General features: G+C 74.6%; 10 protein-coding genes. 4 read left to right on the forward strand and 6 right to left on the reverse strand.

Annotated features, from left to right (window positions below; genetic code table 11):
* Positions 1-23: 23 nt before the first annotated feature.
* The 3 genes from GA0070614_RS14985 to GA0070614_RS14995 form a co-directional block, all read right to left on the reverse strand.
* Positions 24-1,496, reverse strand: a complete 1,473-nt coding sequence (locus GA0070614_RS14985; protein ID WP_088976540.1) for a DUF6114 domain-containing protein — start codon at positions 1,494-1,496, stop codon at positions 24-26.
* An 86-nt stretch (positions 1,497-1,582) separates the two neighbouring features.
* Positions 1,583-2,188: a DUF6230 family protein gene (locus tag GA0070614_RS14990; protein WP_088976541.1), complete on the reverse strand. Its 606-nt coding sequence runs from the start codon at positions 2,186-2,188 to the stop codon at positions 1,583-1,585.
* Positions 2,189-2,577: 389 nt separating this feature from the next.
* A complete protein-coding gene (locus GA0070614_RS14995; RefSeq protein ID WP_088976542.1) occupies positions 2,578-3,777 on the reverse strand; it encodes a DUF3068 domain-containing protein in 1,200 nt (399 codons plus the stop codon).
* Positions 3,778-3,888: 111 nt separating this feature from the next.
* Between GA0070614_RS14995 and GA0070614_RS15000 the strand changes: the two genes are divergently transcribed.
* The gene (locus GA0070614_RS15000) at positions 3,889-5,088 is read left to right on the forward strand and encodes an acyltransferase family protein (protein ID WP_088976543.1); all 1,200 of its coding nucleotides are present in this window, start codon (positions 3,889-3,891) and stop codon (positions 5,086-5,088) included.
* Here GA0070614_RS15000 and GA0070614_RS31755 read toward each other — a convergent pair.
* Positions 5,013-9,269, reverse strand: a complete 4,257-nt coding sequence (locus GA0070614_RS31755) for an alpha-(1->3)-arabinofuranosyltransferase domain-containing protein (protein WP_088976544.1) — start codon at positions 9,267-9,269, stop codon at positions 5,013-5,015. The two genes, GA0070614_RS15000 and GA0070614_RS31755, sit on opposite strands and share 76 nt — an antisense overlap.
* Positions 9,270-9,356: 87 nt before the next feature.
* Between GA0070614_RS31755 and GA0070614_RS15010 the strand changes: the two genes are divergently transcribed.
* Positions 9,357-10,562 (forward strand): glycosyltransferase family 4 protein, encoded by a 1,206-nt coding sequence (locus GA0070614_RS15010; protein WP_088976545.1) that lies wholly within the window; start codon positions 9,357-9,359, stop codon positions 10,560-10,562.
* Here GA0070614_RS15010 and GA0070614_RS30235 read toward each other — a convergent pair.
* Both GA0070614_RS30235 and GA0070614_RS15015 read right to left on the reverse strand, forming a co-directional pair.
* Positions 10,547-10,741, reverse strand: coding sequence for a hypothetical protein (locus GA0070614_RS30235; protein ID WP_157745001.1), 195 nt, complete (start codon positions 10,739-10,741; stop codon positions 10,547-10,549). The two genes, GA0070614_RS15010 and GA0070614_RS30235, sit on opposite strands and share 16 nt — an antisense overlap.
* A 107-nt stretch (positions 10,742-10,848) precedes the next feature.
* Complete coding sequence (locus GA0070614_RS15015; protein WP_088976546.1) at positions 10,849-12,396, reverse strand: hypothetical protein; 1,548 nt, start codon at positions 12,394-12,396, stop codon at positions 10,849-10,851.
* A gap of 121 nt (positions 12,397-12,517) precedes the next feature.
* On the opposite strand from GA0070614_RS15015, the gene GA0070614_RS15020 reads away from it, so the two are divergent.
* The gene (locus GA0070614_RS15020) at positions 12,518-13,777 is read left to right on the forward strand and encodes an MATE family efflux transporter (RefSeq protein WP_088976547.1); all 1,260 of its coding nucleotides are present in this window, start codon (positions 12,518-12,520) and stop codon (positions 13,775-13,777) included.
* Positions 13,774-16,308 (forward strand): fibronectin type III domain-containing protein, encoded by a 2,535-nt coding sequence (locus GA0070614_RS15025; RefSeq protein WP_157745002.1) that lies wholly within the window; start codon positions 13,774-13,776, stop codon positions 16,306-16,308. The genes GA0070614_RS15020 and GA0070614_RS15025 overlap by 4 nt, the downstream gene beginning before the upstream one ends.
* Positions 16,309-16,314 lie beyond the last annotated feature (6 nt).

The raw sequence follows: 16,314 nt of genomic DNA on the forward strand, positions 1-16,314 counted from the left end.
CACCTGTGGTGGTGGGAGAAAGGTCAGGGGACGCTGAGCCGCAGGGCGGGCCGGGCGGTCAGCGTGTCGCTGTCGACGAAGGCCAGGTCGATCTGGGGATCGGTGAAGGTGATCGGGATCGGCGAGGTGATCGGGATGCCGTCCGGGAACGGTAGGTCCGGGGTGAGCGTGATCCTGATGCCGAGGAGCTTGCCGGAGAACCGGGCGGCGTAGAACGCGACGTCGCCCTGCACGGTCAGCCGGTCCGTCACGTACTGCTGCCGGCGGCCGGCCGGACCGTCCGCCACCAGCTTGAAGTCGTCGGTGACCGCCTTGGCCATGCTGAACTTCAGCGCCTTGAGCGTCCCGTTCGCGGTGGGCAGGTCGACGATCCCCTCGAACCGCAGGCCGGTCATGGTCACCTTCGAGCCGGTCAGCTTGGAGGGGCGCTCGGCGACCCTCGGTTGGCCGGGCTCCGGCGCGATGCGCGGCATCAGCCTGCCCGGCTCGACCTTGTCGGACCGGCCGGGCTTCGCCGGGGCGCAGGTGCTGCTCCCCCGGCGGGTCGGGGTGGGGCTCGGGGTGGCCTTCGCCGTGGGGGTCCTCGCCCCCGGCGTCGGGTCGGCCGACGGCGTCGCGCTCGGCTCGGCCCGGCGACCGCCGGTGAACAGGTCGCCGATCCCCCGGAAGAAGTCGAGAATGATGTTGCCGCCCCTGGTCGGCTCCGGCGACGGCGTGGGGCTGGGACTGGCCGACGCGCTCCGGCTGGGCGACGGGGTCGGGGTGGCCGGCCGGGCCGGCGCCGTCGCGCAGGCGGTCCCGGTCGGGGCGGGTACGGCCGGCGCGGCGTGCACGGCCGACGGCCGGAGCGCGACGAGCCCGCTCACCGCGAGGCCGAGCACCAGCAGTGCCACCGCGAACCAGCCCGGGTCCCGCGAGCCGGCGGGCGGGTCGGCGTCGCCGGCCGGGGCGGCGCTCCGGGGCGTCGGCGGGGCGTGCCCGGTGCCGGCGCGCGGCCCGGGCACGCCCGGGTCGCCTGCCGGCAGCAGGTCGTCCACCAGGGTCTGCTCCCCGGCGGACGGCTCGTCGTGCCGGTGCCCGCTGCCACCGGCCGATCCGCCGGACGGGCCGGTGGGCGTCCAGGCGAAACCCAGGGCGCTGCCGACCAGGCCGAGCAGCAGGCCGACGAAGAATCCGCCGAGGTTGAGTCCCATCAGCGAGTAGATCGTGGTGACGGCGGCGACGATCGAGTAGAAGAGCCGCTGCCCCGGGCTGAGCCAGAGCAGCAGCCCGCAGGTGAGCAGGATGACCGGGATCAGCAGGGAGTAGAGACCGGTGGCTCCACTGGCGAAGCTGAGCCCGTTGATCGTCATCTTGGTGGAGGCGAACATCTCCACCCCGGCCAGCGCGGTGAGCAGGCCACCCCAGAACGGCCGGCTCCGCCGCCAGCGGCGGAATCCGCGCCACGCCCGGGTGAGGCCACCGGCGGGGGCGTGCGGCGCATCGGCGGTTGTCACGTACTCCTCCTGGCGGAGCGGGGACGGGGAAGGCAGGGCGGGAGCGGCGGCCCGCGGCGGTCGCCCGCCACGGGCCCCGGCTCAGCTCAGAAGCACTCCTTGCCCTTGGCGTCCTGCCCGACGTTGACCTTCAGTCGCAGGCCGGTCAGGTTGAAGGTGGCGGCGGTGGTGTAGCGGGAGACCTGCCGTACGCCGGTGATGTTGACCTTCTCGCTGTTCTGGCCGAAGGAGCCGGCCTGGGCCGACGGGTTCAGGTCGGTGGCGTCCCGGCCGATCTTGATGTTGCTGAAGGTGGCGTTGCCCTCCAGGGTGTCCATCGCGATCAGCAGGTCCCGGGCGGTCGCCGGCTGGTCGTCGCCCGCGTTGATGGTGAGGACGACGGGCAGGCCGGGCAGGTCCGCCCGCACCGACTGGCAGAGCTTGTAGAGCTTGGCGCTGTCGATCTCGGAGAGGGCGACCGGGTGGGTCCGGCCGTTCTTCTCCTTGACGATCCCGCCGTACTGCTTGAAGCCGTCGCCCTCGAGCCGGTCGGCGGCGATCTTGAAGGTCTGGCCGGAGACGGTGATGTCGGCGGCGATCGCGCCCGACTGCATGCCGAACAGGATGGCGCCGACGGCCGCGGTCGCGGGCACCATCATCGCGGCGAAGCGCCGCCACCGGGTACGCCCCGGGTTGTCGATTCGATCCTGCACGGGTTCCTCCTGGGTGGGGGTGGTGGTGCTCCGGTGCGGCCGAGGGGAGGGGGTGCCGGCCCGTTGCGGGGGGCCACGGCATCTGTTACCGGCGAGTAACGAAGGTGCGCAGTGATGGTGCACCGACTGAGGCGTGGGTCACAAGACCCCACTTACGGTCCCGTAACTTCGGTGTCGCACTCCTGCGGCGAGCGGTCACGCAGGGTGCAGCGGGAGTCCGGCGATCCCCGACGAGCAGCGGCCCATAAAGGGCGAAGAGGGCCGATCAGATTACGGAGCGCAGTCAAACCATCGATAAGTTACGATTCAGTAACAAGTGCGCTGCGTGATCGGGAAAACGCGGAGGGGCGGGTCGCCGAGCGACCCGCCCCTCCGTGACACCGCTGGTGTCAGCGCTTCTCCGCCTCGTCCGGCGTCGCACGCTGGGCCGGCACCGTCGGCTCGTCCTCGGCACGCCAGTTCGTCGACGCCGGTGGGATCTCGTCGCTGAGCGGGCCACCCTCGGACCGCTCGTCCGTCACCGGCTCCTCCTGCCGGGTCGGCGCGTCGACCGGCGTCGGACCGCCGTCCGCCCGGTGCCGCGCGTCGCCCGTCGCCCGGCGGCCGGCCAGGACCAGCCAGAGACCGACCAGCAGCAGCAGCGCGCCGAGGACCGCCAGGGCGATCGGGAGCGTACGGCTGATGAGCTGGAGCTTGTCCCGGGTCTCCCCGGCCGACTTGGTGCTGTTGGCGATGGTCGCGTCGTCGTAGACGAAGTCCGCGTCCAGTAGGGTGACGGTGCCGCCCTGGTCCGGCACGAAGGTCTTCTTCTGCTGCTCGCGCACCTTCACGAAGTTGCCGCTGGTCGGCTCGACCCAGATGGTGCGGGTGTTGCTGTAGGTCACCTTGCCCGTGGTGGCGGGCGGCGCCAGCGCGGACGCCAACGCGGAGAGCGAGCCGGACGACGTGTTCAGCTCGGTCTCCGGGATCGTCTGCACGTACCGGTACGCGTCGGTGCCGTTGACCTTGTCGGTGCCGTCGAACTCGATCGGCAGCGCCTTGCGCAGGTCACGGTCGAAGTACAGGTAGTCCTTCTTGTCCGCGTTGAAGGGGAACTTGTACGTCTGCCCCTCGAAGGTCACGGAGTCGTTGTCGCTGGCCTCACCGTCGGTGTCGAGGAACTGCTTGTCCCACGCCCGCGCCGCCGCGGTCTCCCGGTCGAGCGCCAGCTCGGCCGAGTACAGGCTGACGTCCGAGCCGTTGTCCGTCCGGACCACCCGGCCGTACGCCTGCCAGACGACCGCCTCGCCGGCCAGGTCGCCGGTCATCTCCTTCTCGGTCGTCGACGCCTGCGGCACCACCTCGGTGGTCGCCTTCAGCTGACCGGTCTGGATCGTCGGCTTACCGTCGATGATCTGCATGAACGTGGCGTTGTCGGCGACCGCGACGCTGGCCTTGAGGCAGCCGTCCGGCTTGCCCTCGGCGTTGCAGAACGTGAGGTCGTACGGCAGCTTCGTCACCGACGGAGCCACGTAGTAAGCCGTTCCCGCGGCGACTGCGAGAGACAAGACGCCTATGCCGAACAGCACGGCACCCAGGCGAGCCTTCACTGATCCTCCCCAACAAAGACGGTCAGCCGGTGTCCGGCGAGCGTTCGGTCTGTAAAACTGGGCCGCACGTTACTCCCGAGTCACATATCAACGCGACCCTCTGGACGGCTGATGTCTGCTCCGATCCCCGATCCGGCTCTGCGGCGGCTCCCCGCGCTCGACGCGGTCCGGGTCATCGGCGCGCTCGCCGTCGTCGGTCACCACGTCGGATTCGCCACCGGACGCAACACCGGCGACGCCGTCGTCGGCGCGTGGCTGTCCCGACTCGACGTGGGTGTCGCCGTGTTCTTCGTCCTCTCGGGGTTCCTGCTCTTCCGGCCGTACGCGCACGCGCAGGCAACGTACCAGCGTCCCCCCGCCGCCGGTAGATACCTCTGGCGACGGGCCACCCGGATCCTGCCCGCCTACTGGGTGACGGTCGTGGTCTGCCTGCTGGTGCTGCCGCAGAACCGCGACGCGACCACCGCCGACTGGCTGCGGCACGCCACGCTGACCCAGATCTACCAGCACGGGCAGCTCAAGGACGGCCTCAGCCAGACCTGGAGCCTCGCCACCGAGGTCAGCTTCTACCTGCTGCTGCCCGTGCTGGCCGTGCTGCTGCTGGGCCGGCGCCCCCGCCCCGACCGGGTGTCCCGGATCGCGGTCGCCTCGCTGGTGGTGACCGGGGTGTGGGTCGCGCTGATGGGTCTGGGCGTGCTCAGCCTCGGCCTGCACACCATGTGGCTGCCGTCGTCCGCCGGTTGGTTCGGCGCCGGCATGGCCCTGGCCAGCGCGCACGTCACGCTGCGCACCGGCACCGGCGAGCGCTGGCGGTGGCTCGACGACCTCGGTCGCGCCCCGCTGGCCTGCTGGGCCATCGCCCTGGCCGCCCTGGCGGTCGCCACCACCCCGGTCACCGGGCCGCGTGACCTGGCCGAGCCGACCGCCGCCGAGTTCGGCACCAAGCTGGTGCTCTACGTGGTCGTCGCGGTCATGCTGATCGTCCCGGTCGCGTTCGGCCCGCAGACGCGCACCAAGAGCGTCTTCGACAGCGTCCTCGGGCGGTGGCTCGGACGGGTGTCGTACGGGCTCTTCCTCTGGCACCCGTTCGTGCTGGAGGGCATCTACCTGGTCTTCGACCGGCCGGAGTTCACCGGCGACCCACTCGGGATCTTCGTGCTCACCGTCGCCGGTGGGCTGGTCCTCGCCTCGGTCAGCTACTACGCCGTGGAAAAGCCCTTCCAGCGGTGGGGCAGTCAGTGGCCGCGCCGGAAGCGGCGCAGCACCAGCGAGAGCCAGAGCAACGTGGCGGTGGCGACCGCGGCCAACTGAGGCTGCCACGCGGTGTGCCCGCCCCGGGTCGCCGCGTACCACCCGGCGACCGCGAAGCACGCCACGGGCAGCCAGCGCACGGTGGCCCGACGCAGCCGGTGCATCCCCCGCCGGTCCGGCGGGTGCAGGTGCGGCTCCAGCGCCCGCCCGCCGAGCACGCCGACGAACACCAGCAGCGCCACGCCGACCGCCGCCGGGCCCCCCACCAGCAGCAACGCGCCACCACCGACGAACGCGGCGAGGAACCGGCCGCGCCGGCGGCGGACGACCGGCGGCACCGGCACGCCGGTACGCCTCGACGGCAGCGCCGCCAGCACCGCGACCCCGGCGAGCAGCGCCGCCCCCGCGCCGAGCGCCAGCACGTACCCGTCGTCGGGGGCGAAGCGCAGCTCCACCGTCCCCCGGTAGCCGGCGGGCACCAGCCAGCCCTGCTGCCAGCCGTCCACCACGAACGGGGTCAGCCTCTTCCCGCCGGCGGTGGCCACCCATCCGGCGTTGGCGTTCTCCCGCAGCGCCAGCACCCGCTCGCCCGGGTAGCCGGTGAGGTGCAGGTCCCGGCGGGTGGCGGACCAGCCGTCGATCCGGACGGCGGTGCGGGTCGCGGCCGGCTCACCGGTGCCCGCGGCGGTGCCGCCGCTGGCACCGGGCAGGACCCCGAGCGGGGTGAGGGTGAGCTGGGTCGGGACGGCGAGCCGGTTCCCCGCCGCGAGCAGCCGGGCCTCGCCGGCGGCCAGGGTCACCGGCTCCTTCGCGTCCGCACCGCAGAGCACCGCGTTGACCTCGCGCAGTTCCAGCAGGTCACGACGATTGGCCAGGAGCGCGGTGGTACGCCGCTCACCGGCGACGGCGACGTCGGGCCCGCTTCCGCAGGGCAGCGGAACCCGCTTGAGCGGGTCGGCCCGGGTCACCCGGGCAGCCGGCAGCACGGTCAGCTCGCCCACCCCGACCGGCAGGTCCTGGGTCACCCGCCGGTACGGGTCGTACGAGCGGGCCGGAATTAGGTCCGAAACCAGCACGGTGATCTCGTCGCTGAGCAGGGGGCGGTCGAAGAGGAAGCCACCGCCCTCGTCCAGCACGCCGCCGCGCATGCCCCCGTCGCCGAAGACGGTGATCCGCCACGGGCGGGCCGCCGCCGCGGTGGACGGCAGGGTCATCCGCAGGCCGCTGATCAGGCGCGGCTTGGGCCAGGTCAGTCGCAGCCACGGCTGGCGGTCGGAATCGGCGGCGTACCAGGTGGTGGAGGCGTCGCCGTCGACCACCGCGCCGGGGCGGGCGGCCGGGTGGGGTACGCCCGTGGTGGAGGCGACGACCGTGGGGGTGACCCCGGTCGTCACCGCCGCCGCGCCTCCGGGGTCGAGCAGCGCGTTGAGCGCCGCCCCCGGGCGCGGCCGGGCCCGCACCGCGACCTGGTAGCCGGCGGCGACCGGCAGCTCCACCGTACGGTCGATCTTGTCGGAGTCCTCGGAGGCGCGGGCCAGTCCGCCGTCGCAGATCGGCTGGCCCCGCTCGAACACGCACGCCGGCACGGACGGCGCGGCGGTGAGCACCACCGAGGCGGGCGCGGTGGTGGCCGGCGGAGAGGGCACGACCAGGGTGCGGGCGGCCTCCATGCCGGGGATCGCGAGTTCGGAGATGCCCACCCCCCCGAAGCCGGCCCGGACGTCGAAGACCTGCTCGACGGTGACCCGGACGACCCGCGTCGGGTAGCCGTCGGGGAGGGTGACGTCGAGGACCCGGCCGGAGGTCGGCACCGTGGTCTGCTGCCGGCCGGCGGTGACGGTGACCTTGGTGGGCAGCGAGTCGGCCCCGGTGTCGAAGGTGATCCGCAGCTTGCGGACGACCTGCGGCTGGAGCAGCTCCACCTCGAACCACTGCCCGGTCGCCACCGTCCCCGGCGCGGAGCGCCAGGAGGTGCTCAGGTCACCGTCGACGGCCGCGTACGGCTGGTGCTCGGGACGGGTGGCGCCCAGCGACTGCGCCTGCGACCAGGCGCTGGACGCGCGGACCCCGCCGATGCCGAGGTACCGCACCACGGTCGACGCCTCGTCGCCCCAGTCCGGCAGGTAGTCCCGGGCCGGGGCCGCCAGGCGGGGCCGCTCGCCCGGGGTCAGGGTGGCCGAAGCGTTGTCGTGCTGCCGCCCGAAGGCGACCTCGCGCCGGCGCAGCCCGTCGGTGAGCGTGACCGGCGTGTCGCCGAGCTGGTCCGGGCGGTCGCCGGCGAGCACCGTCGGCGCGTCGGAGAGCCGGCCGGACGCGGCCAGCGGCAGCAGCGACTCCGGCCCGCCGACGACGGTGGTCACGTCGTCCGCGTCGTACGCGACGACCGGGTCCACCGAGCGGCGGACCTCGAACACCTCCAGCGCCCGGACCCGGGTGTCCAGGCCCCGGTCGACGAAGTTGCCGGGGAGCCGGCCACCGCCGACCTCCGGTCCGAACCCGCGTACGGGGGCGATGCCGGGCGAGCGGAGCAGCGCCTGGCGCACCACCACCGGTTGGGTGGCGTCGCTGCGGCCGTAGTCGAGGTCGGCGCGGAGCAGCAGGTACCGCACACCGGAGCGGGCGAGCAGGTCGGCCAGGCCGGCGGAGCCCTGCCCACTGGCCAGCGCCGACTCCACCGCGTCGAGCAGCCGGATGGTGCCGGGCGGGGTGAGCGGCACCGAGCTGCGGACCGCCCAGGGGCGTTCCAGCAGCGGCTGGGTCATCTCGTCGCTCGGGCTGCCCCAGAGGTAGCGGGGGAACCGGGCGGCGGGCACCACCAGCACCCGGTCGTCGCCGACGTTGCGGTCCAGCCAGGTCGTCGCCGCCTGCCAGTACCCGGGGACGTCGCGGAAGCTGCCCTGCGCGGCCAGTCCGCCACCGAGCGCCGGGGTGGCCACCGCGCCGACCGCCACCAGGGCCGTCCCGGTGACCAGGGCGGCGCGCAGCCGGACCGGCTGGAGAAGGCGGGGCAGCAGGGCGGCCAGCTCGGGGCGGTCCCCGGTCCGGGCGGCCCGCAGCACCAGCCCGACCAGGTGGGCCAGGCCCAGGATGAGCGGCAGCCGCAGCACCACGTCGAACTTGTGCACGTTGCGCAGCGGCGCGCCCGCCGCGTCGAGGAAGGCGCGTTGGGTCTGCGCGCCGAAGCCGTCGAGCTGCCCGACGTGGCCGAGCCCGACCAAGGCCAACCCGACCAGCAGGCCGGTGACCAGGAAGCGCCGGTACGGCATGCCGCGCCGGGCCAGCCCGGCGATGCCGAGACCGGCCACGACCAGCGTGGCGATCACCAGCGGCTGCTCGGTGGCCAGCCGCCAGCCGGCCGTCCACGGCGGCCCGTACGCCCCGTTGAGGTACGCGTGCCAGTGCGACGCGCCGCGCAGCACGGTGGTGGTGTCGGTCGGCGCGGTGGTCACCGGCGCGGTCTCGATGTAGTCCAGGAAGGGCGGGCTGTACCGGCCGAGCAGCAGCAGCGGCACCAGCCACCAGGCGGTCGCCGCCGCCACGGCCAGTCCCCAGGCGACCAGGGCCTTCACCCGCAGCCGGAACGGGTGCAGGCCGACCAGCCAGAGCGCGGCCAGCGGCACCACCGCCAGCACGGCGGTCGCGTTGACCCCGCCCGCGCAGGCCACCACCAACGCCGACCGGGTGACCGCCCGGCGCAGCGGCGCCCCGTGGGCCAGCCCGACCAGCGGGACGAGCACCCAGGGCGCGACGGCGCTCGGCCACGCCTCGACCGAGATGGGGCCCAGTTCGGTGAGCAGCCGGGGGGAGAGCGCGAAGGCGACCCCGGCGAGCAGCCGGGCCCACGGGGTGCCGATGTGCAGCCGCTCGGCGAGCCGGACCACGCCGGTGCAGGCCACCGTCATCACCAGGGCCCACCACAGTCGCTGCACCACCCAGGCCGGCACGGCCAGCAGCTTGCCGGCCAGGAAGAACGGTCCCATCGGCCAGAGGTAGCCGTACGCCTGGTTCTGGAGCTGACCGAAGGTCCCGTCGGGATCCCAGACGTGCAGGGATCGCGTCATCCATCCGGCCGGATCGATGGCGAGGTCGACCTTGGTGTCGATGACCACCAGGCCCGGGTCCTGGAGGAACGCAAGGGCGGACAAAGCCACACATACCGCGACCAAGCGCAGACGCCACACCGTCCTCGGTGTGGTGTCCGGGCTCTCAGCCTGCCCCGGGCGGCCCGGCGACTGCTGCATCTCGCCTCCGATCGGGCATTGCGGCCAACGTGACGCAGCCCATAGTGTGACGCGACCGTGAACATTACTCGGCAGTAGGAGTGAGCGTTGGAAGCACCGGCTGCCGCCCCCACCCGGCACGTACTGTTCCTCAACTGGAGAGACACCCGGAACCCGGAGGGCGGCGGATCCGAGGTCTACGTCGAACGGATCGCCGGTGAACTCGTTCGGCGCGGCCACCGGGCGACCCTGCTCTGCGCCACCCACTCGGCCGGCCCGGCCGAGGAGACCACCACCGACGGCGTACGGGTGCTGCGCCGCGGCGGCCGGCACACGGTCTACCTGCGCGCCGCCCTGGTCTACCTGGCCGGCGCCCTCGGATTCGGCCCGCTCAGCCGCCGGCACGGTGGACGGCCGGACCTGATCGTCGACGTCGGCAACGGCCTGCCCTTCCTCTCCGCCCTCTACGCCCGCCGCCCGGTGATCGCCCTGGTGCACCACGTGCACCGGGAGCAGTGGCCGGTGGTGCTCGGCCGCTGGCTCGCCAGCTTCGGCTGGTGGGTCGAGTCCTGGCTGGCTCCGCGCGTCTACCGCCGCTGCCAGTACGTCACCGTCTCCGCCGCCACCCGTGACGAGCTGGCCGGCCTCGGCATCGACCCGGCCCGGGTCGCCATCGTGCACAACGGCACACCCGACATGACGGTCGGGCCGGTGACCCGCTCACCGCAGCCCTCCCTGGTGGTGCTCGGCCGGCTGGTCCCGCACAAGCAGGTCGAGGTCGCGCTGCGCGCTCTCGCGCGGCTCGGCGCCGAACTGCCCGGACTGAGCCTGACCGTGGCCGGTCAGGGCTGGTGGGAGCCGCAGCTGCGCCAGCTCGCCGCCGACCTCGGCGTCACCGACCGGGTCCGCTTCACCGGCTTCGTCACCGACACCGAGAAGCGGGAACTGCTCGCCGCCGCCTGGGTGGCGCTGACCCCGTCGCTCAAGGAGGGCTGGGGACTGACCATCGTCGAGGCCGGCGCGGTCGGCACCCCGACGGTGGCGTTCCGGGGCGCGGGCGGGGTCGAGGAGGCGGTGGTCGACGGCGAGACCGGACTGCTCGCCGACGACGTCGACGACTTCGTGGCGAAGGTACGGCTGCTGCTGACCGACGACGCCTACCGCAGCACGATGGGGGAGGCGGCCCGCGCCCACGCGGCCCGGTTCACCTGGCCGGTCTCGGGCGAAAAGTTCGCGGCCCTCGTGACGAGGGCCGCGAACGTGCCGGCGGGAGCGCCGGTGAAGCAGATGGAGCAGTCCTACTTGTTGCCGTAGATCAGCGGCAGGTTGGCACCGTTGCCGCCGCCGCCCGACTCGGTACGGGCGGCCTGCTCGGCCTCCGCCGCCTCGGACGCAGTCGTGCCGGTCAGCGTGGTGGCCAGCGCCACGGTGCCGAAGGCACCCAGAGCGATCGCGGCGACCGCGACCAGAACCAACGAGAGAGCACTGCGCATGGCGCTTTCTTCCTCCTCCTGAGCTGCGTGCGCGGGACGTTACCACCAAGTAGTCAACGCCGGGAGGGCCGCGAGGCCGATCAATGCGGACCGGTCCGGCGGCCTGATCAGCGCGTCGACGGGTTCTCGTAGAGAACCAGCTCCGGTCCCGCGTACACCTCGCGCAGCCCGGTCAGCGATGCCGGGTCCACCGGCCGCCCCCCGGCGGTGCGCTGTACCACCACCCAGCGCACCCCGGTCGCGGTCACCGGGCCGCCCGCCGCGAGCACCCGCCCCACCTGGGCAGCCCGCCGGTTCTCCCCGCTCACCTCGGTCGTACCCACCCAGAGCGTGTCGTCGACCAGCACGTCGGCGTCCACGTACCGGGGCAGCGGGTCGAGCACCGTCCGCCCCCCGTTCCACGGGTAGGCCCGGTACGCGCCGAACGGCAGCGACAGGACCTCCCCCGGTTGCCCGTCCAACCGCCGGGCAACGGCGTCCCAGTCCGCCGGGTACCGCACCGGCCGCAGCCGACCCGCCGCGCCGAACGCCAGGTCGGGCATGACCACCACCGGTAGCAGCAGCGCCGCGCCGAGCAGCGCCCGGCCACCGGCCACCGCGCCCCCGGCGGTCACCCTGCCGGCCAGCCGCTCCGCGCCGAGCGCGCCGGCCAGGACCACCAGCAGCGCGTACGGCACCAGGAACTTCTGCCCGTCCCGGAGCAGCCCCGCCCCCGGCACCGTGACAACCGCCCAACCCAGCAGCGTGGCGAGTCCGGGCAGCACGCCGAGCAGGGCGGCGAGGAACCCGCCTGCGGCCAGCACCGCCAGCCGGGTCGCCGCCCCCGCCGGCCAGCGCGCACGCAGCGCCCGGAAGCCGAGCACCGCCAGCGCCAGCAGCAGCGCCGTGGCGACCGGGGCGAGCGGGGAGGACCGGCTCACCGGCGTGGTCTGCGCGTTCCAGATCCCCCCGGTGCCGGCCAGCGCGCCCAGCACCCCGCTCCAGTTCTCCGCCCGCGCGGAGAAGGCCGCCACCCCGTCCGGGTCGCTGCGCGCGTCCGCCCGGGTCAGGGCGGTCGCCACCAGCCAGGGCAGGTTCAGCAGCAGCACCGCGCCCACGGCCAGGGCGGTCAGCCGGGCCGCCCCGCGCCGGGCGACCAGCACGGCGACGGTGACCAGCGCGATCACCCCGCCGGTCGGGGTCACCACCGCCGGCAGCGCCGCCAGCACCAGCCGACGCAGCGCCGCCGGCCGCTGCTCGCGCACGGCGATCGCGGCGGCGACCAGCCAGGGCAGCGCCCCGTACGCCAGCAGCAGCCCCCAGTGCCCGATGAGCAGCCGCTCGGCCAGGTACGGCGTCCAGGCGTACCCCACCGCGGCCACCGCCCGGGTGGCCGGGTGGCGCGCGGGCACCAGGCGACCGGCCCCCACCGCGGCCGTCAGCAGCACCGCGACCAGCGCCACCCGTTGCAGCAGCCAGCCCGGCGCCACCTGGCTGGCCAGCGAGACCAACGCGTCCAGCGGCACCGCCCGGGGCAGCGACTCACCCGGGGCGACCAGTTCGGCCCGCCACGGCTGGTGCGGCACGAACACCATGTCGTAGCTCAGCACCAGCCCGGGCGCCGCCAGCGGGGCCAGCACCGCCACGGTGACGGCCAACCCGGTCGCGACGAGCATCGACCTCTCCCGCAGGGTTGACCTCCTCACTAGGCTGACCCGGCAAAAGGGCGCGCCGGCGTGGCGACACTGTACGCGCGTGCCCGGACGGACCCGGCGAAGCCGGCGACACGGGGCGGTCATGGTGACAGGGTCGGACGACGGACAGGGCCGCGCGGGGCTCGGCAAGGCCGGGGTCGCGGTCACCCTGGCCGGTGTCCTCGTCAACGGCCTGGCGTACGTGGTGCCCGTGCTCGGCGCCCGCCACCTCGACCCGGCCGGGCTGAGCGCGCTGGCCACCCTGCTGGCGCTCGGCGCGATCGGCGGCGTCGCCAGCACCGGCCTCCAGATCGCCGTGGCCGTGCACCGCGCCCGGCACGGGCGGGCCGCCACCACCCGCCCCACCCTGGTCACCGTGGTGGTCACCGCCGCCCTGCTGGCCCTGGTCCTCCCCGTCTCCGCCGTCGTGTTCCGGCTGACCGGGCCGGCCGTGCTGCTGCTGGGCGTGCTCACCGTGGCCGTGGTGGCGGCCGGCCGGTGGCTCGGGGAACTCCAGGGCGACCAGCGCTTCCTGCGCCTGGCCGTCGGGATGGCGCTGCTCGCCGTCGGCCGGTACGGCGGCATGATCGCCGGACTGGCCCTCGGCGGCGGGCTGACCGGCGCCCTGCTGGCCGGTGCGGTCACCTCGGTGCTGATGCTGGCCCTGCTGGTCCGCCTCAACCGGGGGGCCGGCATCGACCCGGTCTCGCCGACCCTGGCCACCCGCACGGTCCTCACCGCCAGCGGCGCCACCCTCGCCATGCTGGTCGTCTCGTACGCGGACCTGCTGCTGGCCCGCCGCTTCCTCCCACCCGACGCCTCCGGGGTGTACGCCGTCGGCACCGTGCTCACCAAGGGCGCGCTGTGGGCGCCGCAGGTGGTGACCGTGATAGCCCTGCCCCGGCTGGCCAAGGGCGACCGCCGTACGCTGCTCACCGCGCTGACGTTGGTCGGCGCGGCGGGCGCGGCGCTGGTGCTCGCCACCACGGTCGCCGGTGGACTCGCCTTCGGCCTGGCCGGCGGCGCCGAGTACACCGCCCACGGCCGGTACGCGCCCCTCTTCGCCGCCACCGGCGCCCTGTACGCCCTGGTCTTCGTCCTGATCAACGCGCGGGTGGCGGCGTCCGCGCGGTGGCCCTCCGCCCCGCTGTGGGCCGCCACCGTCGCCTTCGTCGGCGCGGTCGCCACCGTGGTGCCGCACTCGGTCGCCGGGATCGCCGTCGCCGCTCTGGTGACGGCGGGACTGACCGCCGTGATCACCGGTGCCATGACGATCCGCCATGAACCGGACAGCGCAGCCACTTCCGTCCTTCCGACCCCTACCGCCACCTCCGTGGGTCATGACACCCTGCGAGGTGGTTGACCAGTAGACGGGGGTTTCTGGTGACGGTGGCCGACACGGGCCGACGGACGGCCGGTGCCCGCCGGCCCGCCCGCTGGCTACTCATCCTGTACGTGATCTGCCTGCTGGCGGCGGCCCCCGCCGGCGTGCCCCGCCCGGTCGCCGGCGATGGCCTCTCCGCCGACCGGCTGACCGCCCTCTTCGACAGCTACGGCGACACCTCCGGCCGGTGGACCGGCGCGGACCGCACCACCTCGGTACGGCTGCCCGACGGTCGGCTGCTCTGGCTCTTCTCCGACACGTTCCTCGGCCCGGTCGACCCGGACGGCTCCCGCCCGCGCACCCCGCCCTTCGTGAACAACTCGGCGATCGTGCAGCACGGTGAGGAGCTGGGCGAGACCCTGCACGGCGGCACCACCGACGAGCCGCACGCCCTGATCCCGTCGCCGTCCCCGGGGGAGTTCCACTGGATCGGTGACGCGCAGGTCGTCGGCGACACCCTCCAGGTGCTGGCCAACCGCTACCGACGCACCGGCGCCGGCCCGCTCGACCACACCCTGCTCGGCACCTCGCTGGCCACCTTCGCCCTGCCCTCGCTCACCCCCACCGGGGTCCGGCCGCTGCCGCTGGACGCCCGGGTGGCCTGGGGGTCCAGCCTGCTGCGCGACGGCGGGCACACCTACGTCTACGGCACCGAGGCGGCCGGCCAGGCCAAGTTCGCCCACCTGGCCCGGGTCGCCGGGGACGACCTGGGCGGCCCGTGGGAGTTCTGGACCGGCGACGGCTGGTCCACCGACGGCCGCGCCTCGGCCCGGGTGCTCAGCGGCGTCGGCACCGCCTACGGGGTACAGCGGGTCGACGGGCGGTACGTGCTGGTCACCCACGAGAACAACCTGGTGTTCAGCGCCGACCTGGTGGCGTACTCGGCCTCCGCGCCGACCGGCCCGTTCGAGGGCCCCGACTACCTGCACCGGGCCCCGGAGACCGCGGCCGGTCACCTCGTCTACGACGCCGACCTGCACCCCGACCTGGCCCGCCCCGGCAAGCTGCTGGTCTCCTACAACGTCAACAACGTGGACGACGTCGTCACCTACGCCGACGCCGGCGTCTACCGCCCCCGCTTCGTGGAGGTCGACTGGCCGCGTCGCCGCCCCGACCGGGCCGACGTGCCGCCCGCGCCGCAGGCCCTCACCGCCCGTCCCGGCGGCGCCGGGGCCGTCGAGCTGACCTGGCCCGCCGTACGCGCCGACAGCGACCTGCGATACCAGGTGCACCGCCGCGACGTGACGGCCGGGCAGACCCACTTCGTCCGCATCGGCGAGCCCTCGGCCGAGCCCCGCGCCGCCGCCGACTTCCTGGTCGACCGGCACGAGTACGAGTTCCGGGTCACCACCCTCGGCCGGCGCGGCGAGAGCCCGCCCTCACCGGTGGCCGCCGCGACCGCCACGGTGCCGCCCCCGCCCCCGCCCACCGGGCTGCGGGCCCGGCCGGGCCGCTCCGGTGACGTCACCCTGAGCTGGGACCCGGTCCCGTTCGTCCAGCTCTTCCGGATCGAGCAGCGCGACCTCGCCACCGGCAGGCGCGGCCCGGTCGGCACGTTCTCCGGCACCCACGCCACCGTCGAGTTCCTCCGCCACGCCACGACGTACGAGTTCACCGTGGTCGCGATCGGGGGCGGCGGGGAGAGCGGCCCCTCGTCGCCGGTCCGGGTGACCGCCGTCGTCACGCCCCCGGCCGCCCCGTCCGGGCTCGCCGCGAGCACCCGCCCCGACGGCACGGTCCGGCTGACCTGGCGGACGCTCGGTCTCGGGGTCACCTACCGGGTCCACCGCCGTGACCTCACCCGGGGCGCGGCCCACGACCCGCCGGCGTGGGAGTCCGGGGCCGACCACGTCGCCCGGCACCTGGAGCACGGCCACGAGTACGAGTTCAGCGTCAGCGCGGTGAACAGCGGCGGCGAGGGCCCCCGGGCCACCCCCGTGCGGATCCGGTCCCGCTTCGCCCCGCCCGACGCCGTACCGCGCGACCTGCGCGCCAAGGCCGGGCCGGGCAACGTCGAGCTGACCTGGCGGTCCCCGGACCCGGACGGCTGGCACCGCATCTACCGGCGTGACCTCACCGCCGGGGACCGTGACTTCACCGAGGAGCCGATCCCGACCCGGGGCACCCGGGCCACCGTGGCGGCGCTGCGCAACGGCCACGAGTACGAGTTCGTGGTGGCCGTGACCAACCAGGCCGGCCCCGGCCCGCGCAGCGAGCCCGTCCGGGCCACCCCCCGGCTGCCCATCCCCACCGGCCTGACCGCGACCGCCGGCGGCGCCGGTGACGTGCGGCTGAGCTGGCAGTCGGCCGGCCCCGGCCTCGCCTACCGCGTGCAGCTGCGCGACGCCACGGCCGGCGAGGGCTGGCGGAGCGACCCGGTCCCGGTGCACGGCACCCGGCACACCGCGGTGCTGCTGACCCGCGACCACCGCTACGAGTTCCGGGTGGCCGCCACGGACGGCAACCAGGACGGGGTGGCCGGCCCCCCGGTGGCGGTGCAGGTCCGGTGAGGCGGT

Origin of the sequence: Micromonospora coxensis, assembly GCF_900090295.1 — a bacterium.
GTDB lineage: Bacteria > Actinomycetota > Actinomycetes > Mycobacteriales > Micromonosporaceae > Micromonospora > Micromonospora coxensis.